Source organism: Acidocella sp. MX-AZ03, assembly GCF_027626035.1.
GTDB lineage: Bacteria > Pseudomonadota > Alphaproteobacteria > Acetobacterales > Acetobacteraceae > Acidocella > Acidocella facilis.
On sequence record NZ_CP110774.1, the window covers coordinates 831,912 to 848,621 of the forward strand.

Consider the following 16,710-nt stretch of genomic DNA (forward strand, 5'->3'; position numbering starts at 1 on the left):
TTTAGAAAATCTTGTTGATGATATCTTCGCCGATGCCAAAGCCCGCGCCCATTTCCAGGGCGCGGCCGAAGCCGGAATTCAGGAAGCCGCCAAGAATGCCGCCGCTCTGCTGCGGCTGCGCATAGCCCTGTTGCGGATAACCTTGTTGCGGATAGGCTGGCTGGCCATAGCCCTGCTGCGCCTGGTTGGCGACAAAGCCGTGCAGCGCCTGCAGCAGATTGGCGACCTGATTCTGCTCCGCCTGGATGGCCAGCGCGATGCTCTTCAGGTCCAGGAACCATTCACGGGCATTCTGGTCGCCCGCATTGGCGGCATTTTGCAGTTTGCCCGCCAAATTCTGCAGCTCCATCACGGTCTGGCGCGCCTGGTTCTGCAACTGGTCGTATTGGTTGTCGATGGTTTGGATGTCCATGTGACCCTCCTTGATACCGACGATGATATAATCCGATTGAGGCGGCTTTATAGCCACCTCCGGCCCGGATGGCCCTATTGTTGCACTAAATTACGCGGCGCGCCGGGCTGAGCGCTGCGCCGCATAGGCCTGGCAGGCGGCGCCGAAGGCCTGGAACAAAGCCAGACGGTCGGGGAAATGCGTCACCTCCCATTCCGGATGCCATTGCACCGCCAGGGCGAAGGCTTTCGCCGCTTCCACCCGCACCGCCTCGATGGTGCCATCGGGCGCCGTGGCTTCCACCACCAGCCCGGGGGCGAGCTGGTCGATCGCCTGGCCATGCAGGGAGTTCACTTGGATGGAGGTGGCGCCGGAAATCCGCGCCAGCTCGCCGGAGAGCGCGACCTCGTGCTGCAGGCGGAAGCGGAACTCGTTATCGCCCTCGCCGGAGCGGTGGTCGGCGCGGCCGGGCACCTTGTGCACCTCCTGGAACAGCGTGCCGCCGAGGGCGACATTCAGCTCCTGCATGCCGCGGCAGATGCCCAGGATGGGGATGCCACGCTCGATCGCGGCGCGGATCAGCGGCAGGGTGGTGGCGTCGCGCTCGGGGTCATGCGCGTCCGGCGTGGCGTCGTAATCGGCGCCGTAGCGCGTCGGCATCACATTGGAGGGGGAGCCGTTGAACATGATTCCGTCCACCCGGTCCAAAAGCGGCAGCATCGCCTCACCCTCGGGCGGGATCAGCACCGGGATGGCGCCGGCGCCGTCCAGCAGCGCCTGGCCGTAGCGCGCCGGGGTGGCGTGCTGGATATAGCCGTTGATCAGTTTCGTGCAGGCCGGGATGCCGACCAGAATCGATGTTTGCATATCAATCACTCCGCTGCACCGAAACTTAAACGCGGCCGCTTGGTGGCGGCAAGCGCGGCGATTGCAGCGCAGCCGAGCATCACCAGCGCCATCGGCCGGGCGGTGCCGTCCGCCAGCACGCCCACCCCCAGCCCCGCCACCGCGCCGCCGGCATATTGCAGCGTGCCGAGCAAGGCCGCGGCCGAGCCGGCATGGTTCTGGTGCCGGGTGAGCGCGCCGACCATGCAGCAGGGCAGCAGCAGGCCAAACGCCCCCTCGGTGAGCAGCAGCCCGCCGGCCAAGGGCAGCCCGCCAAAGGGCAACATCGAAAGCAGCACCAGCAGCAGCGTGCAGACGAGCTGCCAGATGGTCATCACCGTGATCACCGGGGCGATGCCGAATCGGGCCGCCAGGATCGGGTTGAGCTGGCTATAGCCGATATAAGCCAGGGAATTGACCCCGAAGAGCAGCGCGTAACCGGTGCTCGACCAGTGGAAGCTTTCCTCGAAGATCTGCGGGGTGCCGCTGAGATAAGCGAACAGACAGGCGGCGACGCAGGCATTGATGATGGCATGGGTGAGAAAGCCGCGCTCGCGGAAGATCTCGACATAGCGCACCAGCACCGCGCCGACGCCAAGGCGCGAGCGGCGGGCCGGCGGCAGCGTATCCGGGATCAGCCACCAGGCGCAAAGCAGCGCGACGACGCCGTAGGCGGTGCAGAGCCCGAAGATGAAACGCCAGCTGGCGAACATGACACAGACGGCGCCGATCATCGGCGCGCAGATCGGCGCCAGCCCCATCGCCAGCATCAGCTTGGAGAGCATCTTCGCCGCCGCCGGACCATCCGCCAGGTCGCGCACCATGGCGCGCGGGATCACCAGCCCGGCGGAGGCGCCCAGCGCGGTGAGGAAGCGGAAGACCACCAGCGAGGGGGTGTTCCAGGCGATGACACAGCCGGCCGAGGCCAGAATGAACAGCACCAGCCCGCCCAGAAGCGGCCCGCGCCGGCCCAGGCGATCCGAGAGCGCGCCCTGCGTCATCTGGCCGACGGCCAGCCCCAGGAAATAGGCGGCCAGGGAATATTGCGGCGCCGCCTGGTCGTGCATGTCATGCGCCAGCTGCGGGAAGGCGGGCAGATACATGTCGGTGGAGACCGGGCCGATGGCGATGATCGCGCCCAGCAGGAACGGTAATTTTGGGGTGACGGCGCGGTTCATGGCCGATCCTGAGTAGAGAGATTACCGGCCCGGGAAAAGCGGCGGGACAGCATTGCTGTAATGTTTGCGCCGGGGCGTGCCATGCAATGATTCTGCCTTTTTCCGGCCACCGAACCGGTGTAGGTCAACGCCATGTCACGCATCAATTCTCTGAGCCGCAAGACCAACGAAACCGACATCGTCGTCACCGTCAATCTGGACGGCACCGGCAAGGCGGATGTCGATACCGGGGTTGGGTTTTTCGACCATATGCTGGAATCCTTCGCCCGACACGGGCTGATCGATATTTCCGTCATCGCCAAGGGCGATGTGCATATCGATTCGCACCATACGGTCGAGGATGTCGGCATCGTGCTGGGCCAGGCCATCGCCAACGCGCTGAGCGACAAGCGCGGCATCCAGCGCTTCGGCCAGGCCGCGGTGCCGATGGATGAGGCGCTGGTGGAGGCGGTGATCGACCTCTCCGGCCGCGCCTTCGTTGCCTGGAATGTGAATTTCGAGCGGCCGATGCTGGGCGAGATGGACACCCAGCTGGTGGAGGAATTCTTCCGCGCCTTCGCCGGGAACGGGTTTTTCAACCTGCATGTACGCCAGCTGGCCGGGCATAATGCCCATCACGTGGCCGAGGCCTGCTTCAAGGCGGTGGCCCGGGCGCTGCGCGCCGCGATCGCGCCGGAGCCGCGCATCGCCGGGCAGATCCCCTCGACCAAAGGCGCGCTGTGAGCCAGCGCGTCGCTGTTATCGATTATCAGAGCGGCAATCTGGCTTCGGCGGCGCGCGGGCTGGCCCTGGCGGCGACGCGGCAGGGGCTGGAGGTTGAGGTGTTCATCACCGCCGACCCGGATGAGCTGCGCCGGGCTGATCGGATCGTGCTGCCCGGCCAGGGCGCCTTTGCGGATTGCGCCAAGGGGCTGGAGAGCATCTCCGGGCTGAAGGCGGCGCTGGAGGAGCGGGTGGCGCAGGGCGCGCCGTTCCTGGGCATCTGCGTCGGCATGCAGCTGATGGCGCAGCGCGGGCTGGAATATGGCAGCACGCCGGGCTTTGGCTGGGTGCGGGGCGAGATCGCCAGGATGCAGGTGGGGGCTGAGCGCCTGCCGCATATGGGCTGGAACGAGCTGCGCTTCGAGCCCGGATCGCACAAGCTGCTGGACGGGCTGACGCCGGGCGACCATGCCTATTTCGTGCATTCCTACGCGCTGTCCGGCGGACGCCCGGACGAGATCCTGGCCACCACCGATTATGCCGGGGACGTGGTGGCGATGGTGGCCAGCGGCAACCGCGCCGGCACCCAGTTCCATGCCGAGAAAAGCCAGGAAGTCGGCCTGACCATCCTCGGCAATTTCCTCACCTGGACCCCGTAACCAAGAAACGCCCCCGGCGTTAAGTCGCAAAAGTTTTTGGAGGGCGAAGGCGCCCAAGGTTCCGGCTTTGCGAAGCAAAGTTGGAAAAGCGCCGCAGGGGTGGGAGCTTTTTCCAAAAAGCCCCACGATGCCCCAGCCCCTCTTGATAACCCCGCCCGAACGCGCCAAGAGGCAGGCGTGAGTACGACCCTGCCCGCCCCCACCAGCATCACGGCCGAGCGGATCGAGGCCTTCACCGACGAGGCCGACATCCATGCCCTGGCGGAAGCCGCCACCGCGGCGGTGCTCGATGGCGGCGGCTTTGGCTGGGTGAAACCGCCCACCGCGGCCTCGGTGGTGCAATATTATCGCGGCGTGCCTTTGGTGCCGGAGCGCGAGCTGATCGTCGGGCGGATGGATGGTGTCATCTACGGTGCGGCGCAATTGCAGAAACCCTCCCGCAATAACGAGGCACAGAGCTTCGCGGTGCAGCTGATGCATCTCTTCGTCGCCCCTTATGCGCGCGGCCACGGGCTGGCGCGGATGATTCTGCGCAAGGCCGAGGAGCGGGCGCGCGCGCTCGGCTTTCACGTGATCAATCTGGATGTCCGGGCCAGCCAGACCAGCGCCATCGCGCTTTATGAGGCCGAGGGCTATCAGCTTTGGGGTACGCATCCGGTTTATGCGCGGGTCAAGGGCCAGATCATCCAGGGGCATTATTTCTACAAGGCGCTGAAATGACACTCACCCTCTATCCCGCCATCGACCTCAAGGACGGCAATTGCGTCCGGCTTCAGCGCGGCGAGATGGATCAGGCGACGGTGTTCGGGACCGATCCGGGGGCGCAGGCGGCGGCCTGGCAGGCGGCCGGGTTCGGCTGGGTGCATGTGGTGGACCTTAACGGCGCTTTTGCCGGCAAGACCGAGAACCGCGAAGCGGTGGAAAGCATTCTGAAATCCGTGTCCGTGCCGGTGCAATTGGGCGGGGGCTTGCGGGACATGGCCGGGATCGCGGCCTGGCTGGCGGCTGGCATCAGCCGCGTCATTCTCGGCTCGGCGGCGGCGAAGAACCCGGCTTTGGTGCGCGAGGCGGCGAAGGCCTTTCCGGGCCGGGTGGCGGTTGGGATCGACGCCAAGGGCGGCATGGTGGCGACCGAAGGCTGGGCCGAGACCTCCGACCTGCCGGCGACCCAGCTGGCCCAGCGTTTCGAGGATGCCGGCATTGCCGCCATCATCTATACTGACATCGCCCGCGACGGGATGAAGACCGGGCTGAACCTGGCTGAGACCATCGCGCTCGCCAAGGCGGTGAGCGTGCCGGTGATCGCCTCTGGCGGGGTGGCCTCGGTGGCCGATATCATCGCGTTGAAGGCCGCCGCCGCACAGCAGCCCAATCTGAACGGGTCCATTCTGGGCCGCGCCCTCTATGATGGCAGCCTGAGCCCGAAGGAGGCGCTGGCCGCATGCTGAAATTGCGCGTGATCCCCTGCCTGGACGTGAAGGACGGACGGGTGGTGAAGGGTGTGAATTTCGTCTCGCTGCGCGATGCCGGGGATCCGGTTGAGCAGGCAGCACTTTACGACAAGGCCGGCGCGGATGAGCTGACCTTTCTGGACATCACCGCCAGCTCCGATAATCGCGACACCATTCTGGATGTGGTGCATCGCACCGCTGAGAAGGTGTTTCTGCCGCTGACCGTGGGCGGGGGCATCCGCCAGGTGGCCGATATGCGCAGGCTGCTGCTGGCCGGGGCGGATAAATGCTCGGTCAATTCCGCCGCGATCTCGCGCCCCGAGCTGATCAACGAGGCGGCGGAGAAGTTCGGCAGCCAATGCGTGGTGGTGGCGATCGATGCGCGCCAGAGTGCTCCCGGCAAATGGGAGGTCTATTCCCATGGCGGGCGCAAAGCGACGGGGATCGACGTGCTGGACTGGGCCCGGCAGATGCAGGAGCGCGGGGCGGGTGAAATTTTATTGACATCGATGGACCGCGACGGCACCGGCATGGGGTTCGACCTGGAGCTGCTGAAAGCGGTATGCGGCGCGGTGAGGTTGCCGGTGGTGGCGTCCGGCGGCGTGGGCGAATTGCGGCATTTCGTCGAGGGCGCGCAGGCCGGGGCCACCGGGTTGCTGGCCGCCAGCGTGTTTCATTTCGGCCAGTTCACCGTGGCGCAGGTGAAAGAGGCGCTGGGGGCTGCCGGCTTGCCGGTGCGCCTGCCACGGGCAATATAGCGCTCGATCCCTAGGAGTCGCGTGCGAGTCATGGCCAAAAAGACCGAAAAAGCCCCCGTTGCCACCGCCAAGAAGAAGGCCGCACCGAAGCGCAAGGTGAGCGCCGTGCCGCCCCCTGCCCTGGCCGGCGCCGATGCGCGGGTGCTGGACCGGCTTTGGGGCACGGTGCTGAGCCGTGCCGATGCCAGCCCGAATGAAAGCCATTCCGCCCGCCTGCTTTCGCGCGGCACCGCCAAGGTGGCGCAGAAATTCGGCGAGGAAGCGGTGGAATGCGTGATCGAGGCGGTGGCGGGCAACCGCACCGCGCTGATCGGCGAGAGTGCCGATGTGCTCTATCATCTGATGGTGCTGTGGGTGGATGCGGGGCTGCGCCCGGAAGAGGTCTGGACCGAGCTGATGCGGCGCGAGGGCATGAGCGGCATCGCCGAGAAGGCCGCGCGCAAGCAGGCGCTACCTGGCTTTCCCACCAAGAAGATCCCGTAAGGAGGCCGGCATGGCGTATGATCCGAACAATATCTTCGCGAAAATCCTGCGCAAGGAGATCCCCGCCAAGGTGATCTATGAGGATGAGTTCGCGCTGGCTTTTCCGGATATCTCGCCGCAGGCGCCGACGCATGTGCTGGTGATCCCGAAGGGGGCTTATGTATCGGCGCTGGATTTCGGCGCCAGCGCCTCGGCGGAAGAGATTACCGGGTTTTACCGGGCGGTTTCGCATGTGGCGAAATTATGCGGGGTGGATGAGAGCGGGTTTCGCATCGTCTGCAATGCCGGGCCGGACAGCCAGCAGATGGTGCCGCATTTCCATGCGCATATTCTGGGCGGCCACGCGATGGGGCATCTGCTCGCGCCCAAGGATTAAGTTGCAAAAGTTTTTGGTGCCGCTTTTTTCAAAAAGCGGCGAAAAACGTTTGGGCGTATGCACCGCTGTCGTCACCACCCCGAGCGTTTCGTGGCCCTTTTTGAAAAAAGGGCCACACCCCAAAAACTTTTGCTCCTTCAGACCGAGAATTGAATGACTTCGCGGACCAGCGGGTAGATTTCGTTTTCCCAGCGCCGGCCGGAAAACACGCCGTAATGGCCGACGCCGGTTTGCACATAATGGCGCTTGAGCATCGGCTTCAGCGAACTGCACAGATCCAGCGCCGCCGCCGTCTGCCCCAAGCCGCAAATATCGTCCCGCTCGCCTTCCACCGTGAACAGGAAGGTTTTGCGAATTGCCGAAGGCTCCACCTTGCGGCCGCGATAGGTCAGCTCACCTGTGGCAAGCTGATGCTGCATGAAAATCTTATCGACGGTTTCAAGGAAAAACTCCGCCGGCAAATCCATCACCGCCAGATATTCATCATAGAAGCGCCGATGCGTGTCCGTGGCGTTCTCATCTTCCTTCACCAGATTGCCGTATTGGCGAATATGGGCGCTGATATGCTTGTCCATATTCATCGACACGAAGGCGGTGAGCTGCATGAAGCCAGGATAGACCCGCCTGCCCGCCCCGGCATAACGCCAGGGGACGATGCCGATCATCTTTTCCTCGAACCAGGACATCGGCTTGGTTTTCGCCAGCACATTCACCTTGGTCGGGTTGCGGCGGGTATCGATGGGGCCGGCCATCAGCGTCATCGAACGCGGTGTGGCGGGGTTATTATCCTGCGCCATCACCGAAACCGCCGCCAGCACCGCGACGGTGGGCTGGCAGACGCCGATGACATGGCTGCGCGGGCCCATTTTTTCGAGAAACTTGATCACATGCTCGACATAATCGTCGAAGCCGAAGCGCCCGGCGGACACCGGCACGTCACGCGCATTCGCCCAGTCCGTGACATAGACATCATGGTCGCGCAGCAGCACCTCGATCGTGTTGCGCAGCAGGGTGGCGAAATGGCCGGAAAGCGGGGCGACCACCAGCAATTTCGGCTGGGCACGGTCGCTGTCCTTCCTGAAATGCAGCAGATTGGCGAAGGGGGTGGAAAACACCACCTCCTCGCGCACCGCCACCGCGCTGTTGCCGACCTGCACCTCCTTGATGCCGTAATCGGGCCGCTGATGGGTGGTGCCGGAATAGCCGAAAACCTGCAGGGCTGCGTTAAAATGGCGCATCACCAGCCCGTACGGGCTGGCAGGCGTGAAGCTGCTCAGCCAGGAGCTGGTGCCACGCGCCAGCCGGCGAAGGGGATCGACAAGGTCAGACTGCGCCTGATAGATTTGATACAGCATTAAAAAACTAATCCCCAGCGCCTACGACTCTTACAAAAATGGGCACGCCCCGCGAAACCGACATAGCATTGTTGATGCTTTTGAGTTTTAGTAATCATGGTTTCATTTTGGGTAAAAGGAAAGGGTGAACATGACGGAAGCGACCCTGCTGATCAGCAGCAAGAATTATTCTTCCTGGTCGCTCCGGGGTTTTTTGCTCGCCAAGCTCTCCGGCCTTTCCTTCAAGGAGGAGCGGGTTTCGCCGGATGATCCGCGCGCCAAGGAGGAGCTGCTGATGCGCACCTCCTCGATTCTGGTGCCCTGCCTCATCCATGGCGAAATCAGCGTGTGGGACACCATCGCCATCGCTGAATATCTCAACGAAGCCTTCCCCGAGGCGAATATGCTGCCGCGCGATCCGGCGGCGCGGGCGCGCTGCCGCTCCATCTCGGGCGAGATGCATTCCGGTTTCGCGGCACTGCGCTCCTCGCTGCCGATGAATCTGCGCTTTCGCAAGCCGGGGTTCACCGTCTGGTCCTCCGCCCAGGCGGATATCGACCGGATTCTCTCCATTTGGCATGATTGCCTGACCACCTGGAAAGGCCCGTTCCTGTTCGGGCGTCAGCCGACGATTGCCGACTGCATGTACGCGCCGGTGGTGACGCGGTTTCTCTCCTACGATGTCACGGTCGGCTCGGTCTGCCAGGATTATTGTGACACCATCCTGAACTGGTCGCCGATGAAGGAATGGATCGCGGATGCGCGCGAGGAGCCGCAGGAGATCATCGAGCTGGATCTGGATTTCTGAGCGCGGCGCCGGCGTACCGCCAGCGCGCCCCGGCTGGGCGGCGTGATGGATCATGGCAAATTCAATAAGCCGCCTTTCTCGGGCAGAAAGGCGGCTTATTTGCGCCTAAAACCGGGCCAGCCTCACGCGGCGGGCCAGGGTGTGGGGTCGGGCACGGCGCAGGGGCCGGGGGCGTCCACCGTGCCGAAGGCGGCGGGCGAGGTGATTTCGAGATATTCCATGTCCGGCGAATAGTCGAAGAGATAATGGGTGATACCGGGCTGCTGGTGCACGCAATCCCCGGCTTCGACCAGATGTTCCTTGTCGCCATACATGAAGCGGGCCCAGCCCTTGGTCATGAAGACGATGTGGAAATCCGCGACATGCTGGTGCCAGCCAGTGCCGGCCTCGGGCGGGAAGTCCGGGTTGGCTTTGACCAGCTGGGCGATGACGCGCCCGCCGGTGGCGGCGTCCACCCCGAGATCCTTGTAGAGGAAGAAGCTGCGCAGACCGTCGGCGCGCCAGGGTGTGTCGGCGGGTTTGACGTGGGAGAAGAGATTCACAATCGCTTTATCGAGCATGAGCGGCTTCCTTCTCAGGGCGGAATTGAACGTTCAGCCTGCCACAAAGCATGCGCGGACCGCCAGAATTATTTTGCGGTGCAGCAAAAACGCAGAAAAATGAATAATTTACAAAAGTTTTTGGGGTGTGGCCGTTTTTTCGAAAAGGGCCACAAAGCGTTTGGGGAGGTGACGACGACGCCGTCACCCCCCAAACCTCTTCGCCGCTTTTTGAAAAAAGCGGCACCAAAAACTTTTAATCCTCATCCCGTTCCGGGCGCACCAGCACCTCGCGCTTGCCGACATGGTTGGCGGGTGAGACCACCCCTTCCTTTTCCATCTGCTCGATCAGCTTGGCGGCGCGGTTATAGCCAATGGTCAAGCAGCGTTGCAGATAGGAGGTGCTGGCCTTGCGGTCCCGCGCCACGATGGCCACGGCCTGGTCGTAAAGCGCGTTCTCGCCGGTGGTGTTGCCGCCGATAGCCCCGCCACCGCCGGCCGGGGCTTCCTCGTCCTCGCCGGGCTCGGTCACCTCATCCAGATAATTCGGCTCGCCCTGCTCGCGCAGATATTCCACCACCGCCTCCACCTCCTGGTCCGAGACGAAGGGGCCGTGCACGCGGGTGATGCGCCCGCCGCCGGCCATGTAGAGCAGATCGCCCTGGCCCAGCAGCTGCTCCGCCCCCTGCTCGCCCAGAATGGTGCGGCTGTCGAATTTCGAGATCACCTGGAAGGAGATACGGGTGGGGAAATTGGCCTTGATGGTGCCGGTGATCACGTCCACCGAGGGGCGCTGGGTGGCCATGATCACGTGGATGCCGGCGGCGCGCGCCTTCTGCGCCAGGCGTTGTACGCAGATTTCGATCTCCTTGCCGGCGACCATCATCAGATCCGCCATTTCGTCGATGAAGACGACGATGAAGGGCAGCGGCTCCAGCGCCAGCGGCTGTTCCTCGAACACCGGCTTGCCGGTTTCGGAGTCAAAGCCCGTCTGCACCCGGCGGGTGACGACCTCGCCGCGGCCGCGGGCCTCGTTCACCCGGTCATTATAGCCGCTGATATTGCGCACCGCGAGCTGGCTCATGGCGCGGTAGCGGCGGTCCATCTCGCGCACCACCCATTTCAGCGCCGCCACCGCCTTGGGCGGCTCCGTCACCACCGGGGTGAGCAGATGCGGGATGCCGTCATAGACCGACAATTCCAAAATCTTCGGGTCGATCATGATCAGCCGGCATTGCTCGGGCGAGAGCTTGAACAGCAGGCTCATGATCATCGCATTGACGCCGACGGATTTGCCCGAGCCGGTGGTGCCGGCGATCAGCAGATGCGGCATCCGGGCGAGATCGGCGATGATCGGGGCGCCGGAGATGTCCTTGCCCAGCGCCAGGGAGAGCGCGCCGTTCTGCCGGCCCCAATCGGCGGCCCCCAGCAGCTCGGAGAGGAACACCGTCTCGCGCTTGGCGTTCGGCACCTCGATGCCGATGACATTGCGCCCGGCGACGACGGCGATGCGCACGGACATCACCGAGAGCGAGCGGGCGATATCTTCCGAGAGGCCGATGACGCGGGCGGAGCGGATGCCCGGGGCGGGTTCCAGCTCATAGAGCGTGACCACCGGGCCGGGACGGATTTCGACGATTTTGCCCTGCACGCCGTAATCCTGCAGCACCGTCTCCAGCAGGCGGGCATTGTTCTGCAGCGCCTCCTCGGAGGGGCCGCTATTGCCGCGGGCCGGAGCGGCGCGCAGCAGATCGAGCGCCGGCGGCTCCCAGCCCAGCTCCTCCAGCGGCAAACGCTGCTGCTGCGGCGGCGCGGCACGGGTGGTGGCGACGGCCTTTACGTTCGGCTTGGCGCGCATCGGCAAGGCCGGTTCGCTGCGTGGGGCGGGCAGCGCCTCGTCCTCGTCATCCTCCGGGGCGCCCAGCGAGGGGACCCAGGCGCGGGAGGGTTCGGTGGCCTCCGCCGCGCCGCCGGAGGCGGTCTGCAGCAAGGGCGAGAGCCAGGAGGAGACGACGGCGGCGCTCTTGCGGCTATGGCTGGCGGCCCCGAGGCGGCCTGCACCGCCCGCCTGCCGCCGGAGCGCCATTCGCCAGGGGTGAAGCCGAGCGCGAAGCCGAAACTGCCGAGGGCCAGGAGCATTGTGAGGATCATCACCAACCCGCCGCCCAGCTTGCCGAGCACGGAATGGCCCAGCGCGGTGACCATATGCGCCAGCACCTGCCCGGCGGCACCGCCCAGCCCGGCCGGCACCGGCCAGCCGAGCCGCCCGCCCGGGATGATCTGAAACGCCATCGCCAGCGCCATGGCGGCGAGCGGCATGGCGGCGCAGGCGAGGATGATGCGTGTCTTGGAATGGCCCACCTGGCCGCGAATACCCATGCGATAAGCCCAGGCCAGCAGCACCGCCACGGGGATGAAGGCGGCGATGCCGAAGCCTTGCAACATCAGATCCGCGATATCGGCGCCGGTGGTGCCGGCGAGGTTGTGGGCCGGGGTGGCGCTGATCGTGTCGAAAGAGGGATCGGCCGGGTTGTAGGAGGCGAGCGCCAGGCCGAGGGTGAGCGCGACCAGCGCGATAATGATGGCGCCAAGCTCGCCTGTCCGGCGCCTGAGCTGGGCGCGGATGGACGGAGATATGAAACGACGCGCACCCAGATCAACAGCCATGGCGTAAGTTATAGATGCCAGCGTTTGATTTTCAAAGTTTTTAAGAATGCTGCGGAGCAGCATAAAAGAGGAGCAAAAGTTTTTGAGGGTGTGGGAACTTTTTTCAAAAAGTTCCCACGAAGGTCTGGGGTGGTGGTACCGGCGTTGCCACCACCCGAACGTTTCGTGGCCCTTTTTGAAAAAAGGGCCACACCCCAAAAACTTTTGCGCCCTTAAGTCAGATTCTTAGGAGGTCGCCGTCAGCGTGAACGCGACATCCACCTTCAGCCCGACATAATCGCCGCTGCTCCAGGCCCCCTGCCCCACGCCGAAATCCGTGCGGGTGAGCGTGATCTTGCCCTTCGCCACCGCCTTGCTGCCGGTGACTTCGAGCGTGAACGGCAGCGACACCGGCTTCTTCACGCCGCGAATCGTCAGCGTGCCATTGGCCATGAATTTGTCACCGCCCTGCGGGGTGAAACCGGTGGCATCGAAAGTCGCCTGCGGGAAGGCGCTGACATCGAACCAGTCCGAGCCCGGCATCGCCTGGTCGCGCTGGGCATCGCCGGATTTGGCGCTGGCCAGGGCGATGGTGAGATGCACATGCGCCTCCTGCGGCTTTGCTGGGTCGTAAGAGATCTGCCCGCCCCAGCTGCCGAAGCTGCCGGTGAAGGAGGCGCCGGTTTCGGTGCCGGTGAAGGTGAGGCTGGAGGCGGCGGGCTGGATGCTCCAATCCGCCGCCAGAGCCGGGGAGCCGGCCAGCAGGAAGCCGGCCAGGAGAAGTGAGGGTTTCATCAGGCGCTCCGGGAGAAGGGCAGCATGCGGGCCAGCACGCCGTCGCGTTTGAAAAATTGATGACGGATCACCGCCAGCAGATGCACCCCGATCGCCGCCAGGATGATGTAGGCGCTCCAGGCATGCAGCGTGCCGGCGCGGTGCTCGCCGAGCTGGCTCACCCAGCCCGCCGGCACGGGAAGCACGGGCCAGGGGATGGTTTTGTACAGAACCGTCGGGATATGCAGCGGCGAGAGCGAGGCGACCAGCCAGCCGCTGAGCGGAATTTCCAGCATCAGCAGATAGAGCAGATGGTGCGTGCCATGCGCGGCCTTGACCTCCAGCTTGGTCATCGAGCCGGGTAAGGCGGGCGGTTTGTGACCGATGCGCCAGAGAACCCGCAAAATCACCGCCGCCAGAATGGTGATGCCGATGGATTTATGCAGCTGGAACAGCATGAATTTGGTGCCGATGGGAAAGCCCCAATGCACCATCGCCAGCCCCATCGCGATCTGGAACAGCATCCCCAGCGCGATCACCCAATGCAGGGTGATCGCAACCAGATCATAGCGCGACCGCGCGGCCATATTACTTCTGAACGAAGGCGGCGCTGATGGTGATGGCGACATTGTCGCCGATCAGCGGCAGGTAGGTTTTCTGGTTGAAGTCTGAGCGCTTCAGCGAGCCGGAGAGGTTGAAGCCGATCGTATATTGCTTGCTCAGCGGGTTGATGCCGCCGGCATTGAACTTCGCCCTGAGGGTCAGCGGCTTGGTGACGCCATGGAAGGTGAACTCACCGGTGACCAGAGCGGTATCCTTGCCGGTGCGCACGATCTTCTCGGACTTGAATTCGATGGTCGGGTACTTCGCCGCATCGAACCATTCGGGGGATTTCAGCTCGCCATCCAGCGTGGTGTTGGTGGTGGTGACGCTGTCGGTCGGCACGGTGATGTCGAAGCTGGAGGCGGAGAGCTTCTTCGGGTCCAGCGTGAGGGTGCCGGCGGCGTTGGTGAAATCGCCGTACCAGGTGGTGAAGCCCATATGGTCCACCGCGAACAGGATGCGGGTATGGGTGGGCTCGACGCTGTAGGTGCCGGCCTTCACGTCCGCCGGGTTCGGGTTGGGGCGGTCTGCGCCATGGCGAAGGCGGGCAGAGCGAGAGCAGCAAGCGCGATAACCTGGGTCTTCATGAGAACTCCCTGCGAAACACAATGAATAATGGCAAAAGTTTTTGGGGGTTTGGGGGCTTTTTTCAAAAAGCCCCAAGATTTTACAGTTTGGCGATCTCGGCCTCGGCCTTCGCCATCGACGGGGCGCGGTTATCAGGCAGCGCCAGGCCTTCGGCGCGCACGAACACAATGTCGGTGAGGCCGATGAAATTCAGCAGCGCGGTCAGGTGGCTCTCCTGATGCTCCAGCGCCGCCGCCGGGTTGCCCGGGGTGTAGAGCCCGCCACGGGTGGAGGCGATGATGACCTTCTTGCCCGCCGGGACGAGCCCGACCGGCACGCCGCCATCGCCATATTTGAAGCTCTTGCCGGCGACCAGCAGGCGGTCGATCAGCGCCTTCAGCTGGCTGGGGATGCCGAAATTATACATCGGCGCGCCGATGACGATGATATCGGCGGCGAACAGCTCGTCCATCGCGGCGGCGCCACGGGCGATGTCGGCCAAAGTGGCCTCGTCGGTGGGCGGGTGGCCGAACATGGCGCCGACATGGGCCGGAGAGAGATGACCCAGCGGGGTGGCGGCGACGTCCAGATACGAGATCTCGAGGCCGGGATGCTTCGCTTTTTCGCGCGCCACGATCTCGGCGGTAAGCTTGCGGGAGGCGGAATTATCGCCGAGCACGCTGGAATCGATATGCCAAAGCTTCATGATGTCACTCCTGACTATGGCGCCGGTCTGCGGCGCGGTTCGGAGCCTTATTAAAGAGATGATTTTCGGCGCAGAAGCCTATATATAAAGATGGATACCATCTTATTTGCCGATAGGTTCGCATGATTGAGGGCGTGACATTCGACCAGTTGCGGATTTTCGCCGCCGCGGCGGAGGAGAAGAGCTTTTCCGCCGCGGGGCGCAGGCTGGGGCGGGCGCAATCCGTGGTCAGCCAGGCGATCGCCAATCTTGAGGAGCAGCTGGGGGTGGAGCTGTTCCGGCGCGAGGGACGCTATCCGGAACTCACACCGGGGGCGAGCTGCTGCTGGCCGATGCGAAGGCGATGCTGGGCGGCATGGCGCTGATGAAATCCCGCGCCAGGGGCATGGCGGCGGGAATCGAATCGGAGCTGTCCGTGGCGGTGGATGTGATGTTCCCGATGTCCGTGCTCACCCGCACGGCGGAGGTGTTCGGCAAGCGCTTCCCCCTCACCCCGCTGCGGCTTTATGTCGAGGCGCTGGGCGGGGTGGCGAAGAATGTGCTGCAGCAGCAAAGCCAGATCGGCATCTTGTGCAACCTGCCGATCAGCATTTCCGGGCTGATGACCGAGCGGCTGCTGGCGGTGGAGATGGTAAACGTCGCCGCCCCCTCGCATCCGCTGGCGATGAAGAACGCCCCTTTGGGTGAATGCGAGGTGGCGCAGCATGTGCAGCTGGTGCTGACCGACCGCACGGAACTGACCGACGGGCAGGAATTCAGCGTGCATTCCAGGCGCAACTGGCGGCTGGCGGATCTGGGCGCGAAACATGCGTTTCTGCTCGCAGGTCTTGGCTGGGGCGGTATGCCGCTGGAGATGGTGCAGAACGATCTCGATGCCGGGCGCTTGCGGGAATTGCAATTGCAGGACATTCCAGCACGGGTGCAGATCAGCATGTCCGCCGCCTACCGGCAGGATGCGCCGCCGGGCCCGGCCGGGCGCTGGTTCATCGAGCAGCTGAAAAACTTCGCCGTGGAATCCCAGGGCGTGCAGGAATTGAAGGAATACGCATGAAAACGCTGATCGTGCAGATCAAATGCGAGCTGGGCCAGGCCTATGAGGTGGCGGCCTATATCATCGACAATGTGATCCCCTGCCATATCTACTCGATTTCCGGGCCATATGATCTGATGGCGATCATCAATCTGGAGGAGGACGAGGATCCGGGATTGTTCGTGAACAAACATCTGCACAAGGTGCCGGGGATTCGGGATACTTCGACGATGACCGCGTTCAACGCGTTTACGCCAGGATAACAGAAGTTTTTGGGGTGCAGCCCTTTTTTCAAAAAGGGCTGCAAAACGTTTGGGGCGTTGGCAACCTCGTTGCCAACGCCCCAAACGTTTTCGCCGCTTTTTTGTAAAAAAGCGGCACCAAAAAACTTTTGCTAACCGCCGTCCGCGTCCAGGCCAGCGCCGGAGATCCCGGCCACGGCGCAGGCCTCGTCATTGTCCGACGTGCAGCCGGAAATGCCCACCGCACCGATGATCGCCCCGTTCTGGCGGATCAACACCCCGCCTGGCACCGGCACCAGCGAACCGCCAATGGCGGCGGTGGCGGCGGCGATGAAATAAGGCTGCTGCTCGGCCCGCTTCATCAGCGCCCGCGAGCCCATGCCCAGCCCCAGCGCGCCTTGCGCCTTGCCCATCGCGATTTCGCCACGCTTCAGCGAGGTGCCATCCTGCGCCGCGAACGCCTTCTGCGCGCCGCGCGCATCCAGCACCACCACCGCCAGCGGCTTGGTCTCGATGCTCTTGGCATGGGCCAGCGCCCCCGCGATGATTTTCTGCGCGGTCTCCAGCGTCAACGCCAT

The 16,710-nt window shown here is 63.9% G+C and carries 22 protein-coding genes and 1 pseudogene; 11 read left to right on the top strand and 12 right to left on the bottom strand.

Annotated features, from left to right (window positions below; translation table 11 throughout):
• Window position 1: 1 nt before the first annotated feature.
• From GT370_RS04625 to GT370_RS04635, 3 genes are all read right to left on the bottom strand, one after another.
• Window positions 2–412, bottom strand: a complete 411-nt coding sequence (locus GT370_RS04625; protein WP_008492948.1) for a hypothetical protein — start codon at window positions 410–412, stop codon at window positions 2–4.
• A gap of 90 nt (window positions 413–502) precedes the next feature.
• Window positions 503–1,258: a gamma-glutamyl-gamma-aminobutyrate hydrolase family protein gene (locus GT370_RS04630; RefSeq protein ID WP_008492947.1), complete on the bottom strand. Its 756-nt coding sequence runs from the start codon at window positions 1,256–1,258 to the stop codon at window positions 503–505.
• Window positions 1,259–1,263: 5 nt separating this feature from the next.
• On the bottom strand, window positions 1,264–2,454 hold the full coding sequence (locus GT370_RS04635) for a multidrug effflux MFS transporter (protein ID WP_008492946.1): 1,191 nt from the start codon (window positions 2,452–2,454) through the stop codon (window positions 1,264–1,266).
• Window positions 2,455–2,586: 132 nt separating this feature from the next.
• On the opposite strand from GT370_RS04635, the gene hisB reads away from it, so the two are divergent.
• The 7 genes from hisB (at window position 2,587) to GT370_RS04670 (ending at window position 6,883) form a co-directional block, all read left to right on the top strand.
• On the top strand, window positions 2,587–3,177 hold the full coding sequence (gene hisB, locus GT370_RS04640) for an imidazoleglycerol-phosphate dehydratase HisB (RefSeq protein ID WP_008492945.1): 591 nt from the start codon (window positions 2,587–2,589) through the stop codon (window positions 3,175–3,177).
• Complete coding sequence (hisH, locus tag GT370_RS04645; RefSeq protein WP_008492944.1) at window positions 3,174–3,815, top strand: imidazole glycerol phosphate synthase subunit HisH; 642 nt, start codon at window positions 3,174–3,176, stop codon at window positions 3,813–3,815. The genes hisB and hisH overlap by 4 nt, the downstream gene beginning before the upstream one ends.
• A gap of 177 nt (window positions 3,816–3,992) precedes the next feature.
• A complete protein-coding gene (locus GT370_RS04650; protein ID WP_008492943.1) occupies window positions 3,993–4,535 on the top strand; it encodes a GNAT family N-acetyltransferase in 543 nt (180 codons plus the stop codon).
• Entirely contained in the window at window positions 4,532–5,263 is a 732-nt protein-coding gene (gene hisA, locus GT370_RS04655) for a 1-(5-phosphoribosyl)-5-[(5-phosphoribosylamino)methylideneamino]imidazole-4-carboxamide isomerase (RefSeq protein ID WP_008492942.1), read from the top strand. Before GT370_RS04650 ends, hisA begins: the two co-directional genes overlap by 4 nt.
• Window positions 5,257–6,024 carry an imidazole glycerol phosphate synthase subunit HisF gene (gene hisF / locus GT370_RS04660; RefSeq protein ID WP_008492941.1) on the top strand — a complete coding sequence of 256 codons (768 nt, stop codon included), beginning with the start codon at window positions 5,257–5,259 and terminating at the stop codon, window positions 6,022–6,024. Before hisA ends, hisF begins: the two co-directional genes overlap by 7 nt.
• 30 nt (window positions 6,025–6,054) lie before the next feature.
• Window positions 6,055–6,507 (top strand): phosphoribosyl-ATP diphosphatase, encoded by a 453-nt coding sequence (locus tag GT370_RS04665; protein ID WP_008492940.1) that lies wholly within the window; start codon window positions 6,055–6,057, stop codon window positions 6,505–6,507.
• A 10-nt stretch (window positions 6,508–6,517) separates the two neighbouring features.
• Window positions 6,518–6,883, top strand: a complete 366-nt coding sequence (locus GT370_RS04670) for a histidine triad nucleotide-binding protein (RefSeq protein WP_008492939.1) — start codon at window positions 6,518–6,520, stop codon at window positions 6,881–6,883.
• A gap of 137 nt (window positions 6,884–7,020) precedes the next feature.
• Here the strand turns inward: GT370_RS04670 and GT370_RS04675 are convergent, their stop codons facing one another.
• Window positions 7,021–8,238 (bottom strand): polyhydroxyalkanoate depolymerase, encoded by a 1,218-nt coding sequence (locus GT370_RS04675; protein WP_008492938.1) that lies wholly within the window; start codon window positions 8,236–8,238, stop codon window positions 7,021–7,023.
• A 130-nt stretch (window positions 8,239–8,368) separates the two neighbouring features.
• On the opposite strand from GT370_RS04675, the gene GT370_RS04680 reads away from it, so the two are divergent.
• On the top strand, window positions 8,369–9,025 hold the full coding sequence (locus tag GT370_RS04680; RefSeq protein ID WP_008492937.1) for a glutathione S-transferase: 657 nt from the start codon (window positions 8,369–8,371) through the stop codon (window positions 9,023–9,025).
• A gap of 122 nt (window positions 9,026–9,147) precedes the next feature.
• On the opposite strand, the gene GT370_RS04685 is transcribed toward GT370_RS04680, so the two are convergent.
• The 7 genes and pseudogenes from GT370_RS04685 to GT370_RS04710 form a co-directional block, all read right to left on the bottom strand.
• Entirely contained in the window at window positions 9,148–9,585 is a 438-nt protein-coding gene (locus tag GT370_RS04685) for a cupin domain-containing protein (protein ID WP_008492936.1), read from the bottom strand.
• 235 nt (window positions 9,586–9,820) lie between these two features.
• Window positions 9,821–11,554, bottom strand: a complete 1,734-nt coding sequence (locus GT370_RS04690) for a DNA translocase FtsK (protein WP_333490018.1) — start codon at window positions 11,552–11,554, stop codon at window positions 9,821–9,823.
• A 194-nt stretch (window positions 11,555–11,748) separates the two neighbouring features.
• Window positions 11,749–12,294: pseudogene (locus GT370_RS20730) on the bottom strand (DNA translocase FtsK 4TM domain-containing protein); the annotation flags it as partial.
• 162 nt (window positions 12,295–12,456) lie between these two features.
• Complete coding sequence (locus tag GT370_RS04695; protein WP_008492934.1) at window positions 12,457–13,005, bottom strand: YceI family protein; 549 nt, start codon at window positions 13,003–13,005, stop codon at window positions 12,457–12,459.
• Window positions 13,005–13,571 (bottom strand): cytochrome b, encoded by a 567-nt coding sequence (locus tag GT370_RS04700; protein ID WP_008492933.1) that lies wholly within the window; start codon window positions 13,569–13,571, stop codon window positions 13,005–13,007. The genes GT370_RS04695 and GT370_RS04700 overlap by 1 nt, the downstream gene beginning before the upstream one ends.
• A 1-nt stretch (window position 13,572) precedes the next feature.
• Window positions 13,573–14,088: a YceI family protein gene (locus GT370_RS04705; protein ID WP_270183955.1), complete on the bottom strand. Its 516-nt coding sequence runs from the start codon at window positions 14,086–14,088 to the stop codon at window positions 13,573–13,575.
• 166 nt (window positions 14,089–14,254) lie between these two features.
• Entirely contained in the window at window positions 14,255–14,860 is a 606-nt protein-coding gene (locus tag GT370_RS04710; RefSeq protein WP_008492931.1) for an FMN-dependent NADH-azoreductase, read from the bottom strand.
• Window positions 14,861–14,994: 134 nt separating this feature from the next.
• Here GT370_RS04710 and GT370_RS04715 point away from each other — a divergent pair, with 134 nt between their 5' ends.
• Genes GT370_RS04715 through GT370_RS04725 form a run of 3 tightly spaced genes read left to right on the top strand, consistent with a single transcriptional unit; the run spans window position 14,995 to window position 16,153 of the window.
• A complete protein-coding gene (locus GT370_RS04715; protein WP_270183956.1) occupies window positions 14,995–15,225 on the top strand; it encodes a LysR family transcriptional regulator in 231 nt (76 codons plus the stop codon).
• Window positions 15,204–15,911, top strand: a complete 708-nt coding sequence (locus GT370_RS04720; protein WP_270183957.1) for a substrate-binding domain-containing protein — start codon at window positions 15,204–15,206, stop codon at window positions 15,909–15,911. The genes GT370_RS04715 and GT370_RS04720 overlap by 22 nt, the downstream gene beginning before the upstream one ends.
• Window positions 15,908–16,153 carry an Lrp/AsnC ligand binding domain-containing protein gene (locus tag GT370_RS04725; RefSeq protein ID WP_008492929.1) on the top strand — a complete coding sequence of 82 codons (246 nt, stop codon included), beginning with the start codon at window positions 15,908–15,910 and terminating at the stop codon, window positions 16,151–16,153. The genes GT370_RS04720 and GT370_RS04725 overlap by 4 nt, the downstream gene beginning before the upstream one ends.
• A 131-nt stretch (window positions 16,154–16,284) precedes the next feature.
• Here GT370_RS04725 and GT370_RS04730 read toward each other — a convergent pair whose 3' ends face one another.
• Window positions 16,285–16,710 carry a GlcG/HbpS family heme-binding protein gene (locus GT370_RS04730; protein ID WP_008492928.1) on the bottom strand — a complete coding sequence of 142 codons (426 nt, stop codon included), beginning with the start codon at window positions 16,708–16,710 and terminating at the stop codon, window positions 16,285–16,287.

Excerpts from the sequence above, each read along its gene's own strand:
- GT370_RS04680 (WP_008492937.1), top strand. The coding sequence starts at position 8,369 with ATGACGGAAGCGACCCTGCTGATCAGCAGCAAGAATTATTCTTCCTGG.
- GT370_RS04670 (WP_008492939.1), top strand. The coding sequence starts at position 6,518 with ATGGCGTATGATCCGAACAATATCTTCGCGAAAATCCTGCGCAAGGAG.
- GT370_RS04730 (WP_008492928.1), bottom strand. The coding sequence starts at position 16,710 with ATGGCGTTGACGCTGGAGACCGCGCAGAAAATCATCGCGGGGGCGCTG.
- hisF (WP_008492941.1), top strand. The coding sequence starts at position 5,257 with ATGCTGAAATTGCGCGTGATCCCCTGCCTGGACGTGAAGGACGGACGG.
- GT370_RS04725 (WP_008492929.1), top strand. The coding sequence starts at position 15,908 with ATGAAAACGCTGATCGTGCAGATCAAATGCGAGCTGGGCCAGGCCTAT.
- GT370_RS04700 (WP_008492933.1), bottom strand. The coding sequence starts at position 13,571 with ATGGCCGCGCGGTCGCGCTATGATCTGGTTGCGATCACCCTGCATTGG.
- hisB (WP_008492945.1), top strand. The coding sequence starts at position 2,587 with ATGTCACGCATCAATTCTCTGAGCCGCAAGACCAACGAAACCGACATC.
- GT370_RS04685 (WP_008492936.1), bottom strand. The coding sequence starts at position 9,585 with ATGCTCGATAAAGCGATTGTGAATCTCTTCTCCCACGTCAAACCCGCC.
- hisA (WP_008492942.1), top strand. The coding sequence starts at position 4,532 with ATGACACTCACCCTCTATCCCGCCATCGACCTCAAGGACGGCAATTGC.
- GT370_RS04675 (WP_008492938.1), bottom strand. The coding sequence starts at position 8,238 with ATGCTGTATCAAATCTATCAGGCGCAGTCTGACCTTGTCGATCCCCTT.
- GT370_RS04665 (WP_008492940.1), top strand. The coding sequence starts at position 6,055 with ATGGCCAAAAAGACCGAAAAAGCCCCCGTTGCCACCGCCAAGAAGAAG.
- GT370_RS04635 (WP_008492946.1), bottom strand. The coding sequence starts at position 2,454 with ATGAACCGCGCCGTCACCCCAAAATTACCGTTCCTGCTGGGCGCGATC.
- GT370_RS04720 (WP_270183957.1), top strand. The coding sequence starts at position 15,204 with ATGCTGGGCGGCATGGCGCTGATGAAATCCCGCGCCAGGGGCATGGCG.
- GT370_RS04695 (WP_008492934.1), bottom strand. The coding sequence starts at position 13,005 with ATGAAACCCTCACTTCTCCTGGCCGGCTTCCTGCTGGCCGGCTCCCCG.
- GT370_RS04710 (WP_008492931.1), bottom strand. The coding sequence starts at position 14,860 with ATGAAGCTTTGGCATATCGATTCCAGCGTGCTCGGCGATAATTCCGCC.
- GT370_RS04630 (WP_008492947.1), bottom strand. The coding sequence starts at position 1,258 with ATGCAAACATCGATTCTGGTCGGCATCCCGGCCTGCACGAAACTGATC.
- GT370_RS04625 (WP_008492948.1), bottom strand. The coding sequence starts at position 412 with ATGGACATCCAAACCATCGACAACCAATACGACCAGTTGCAGAACCAG.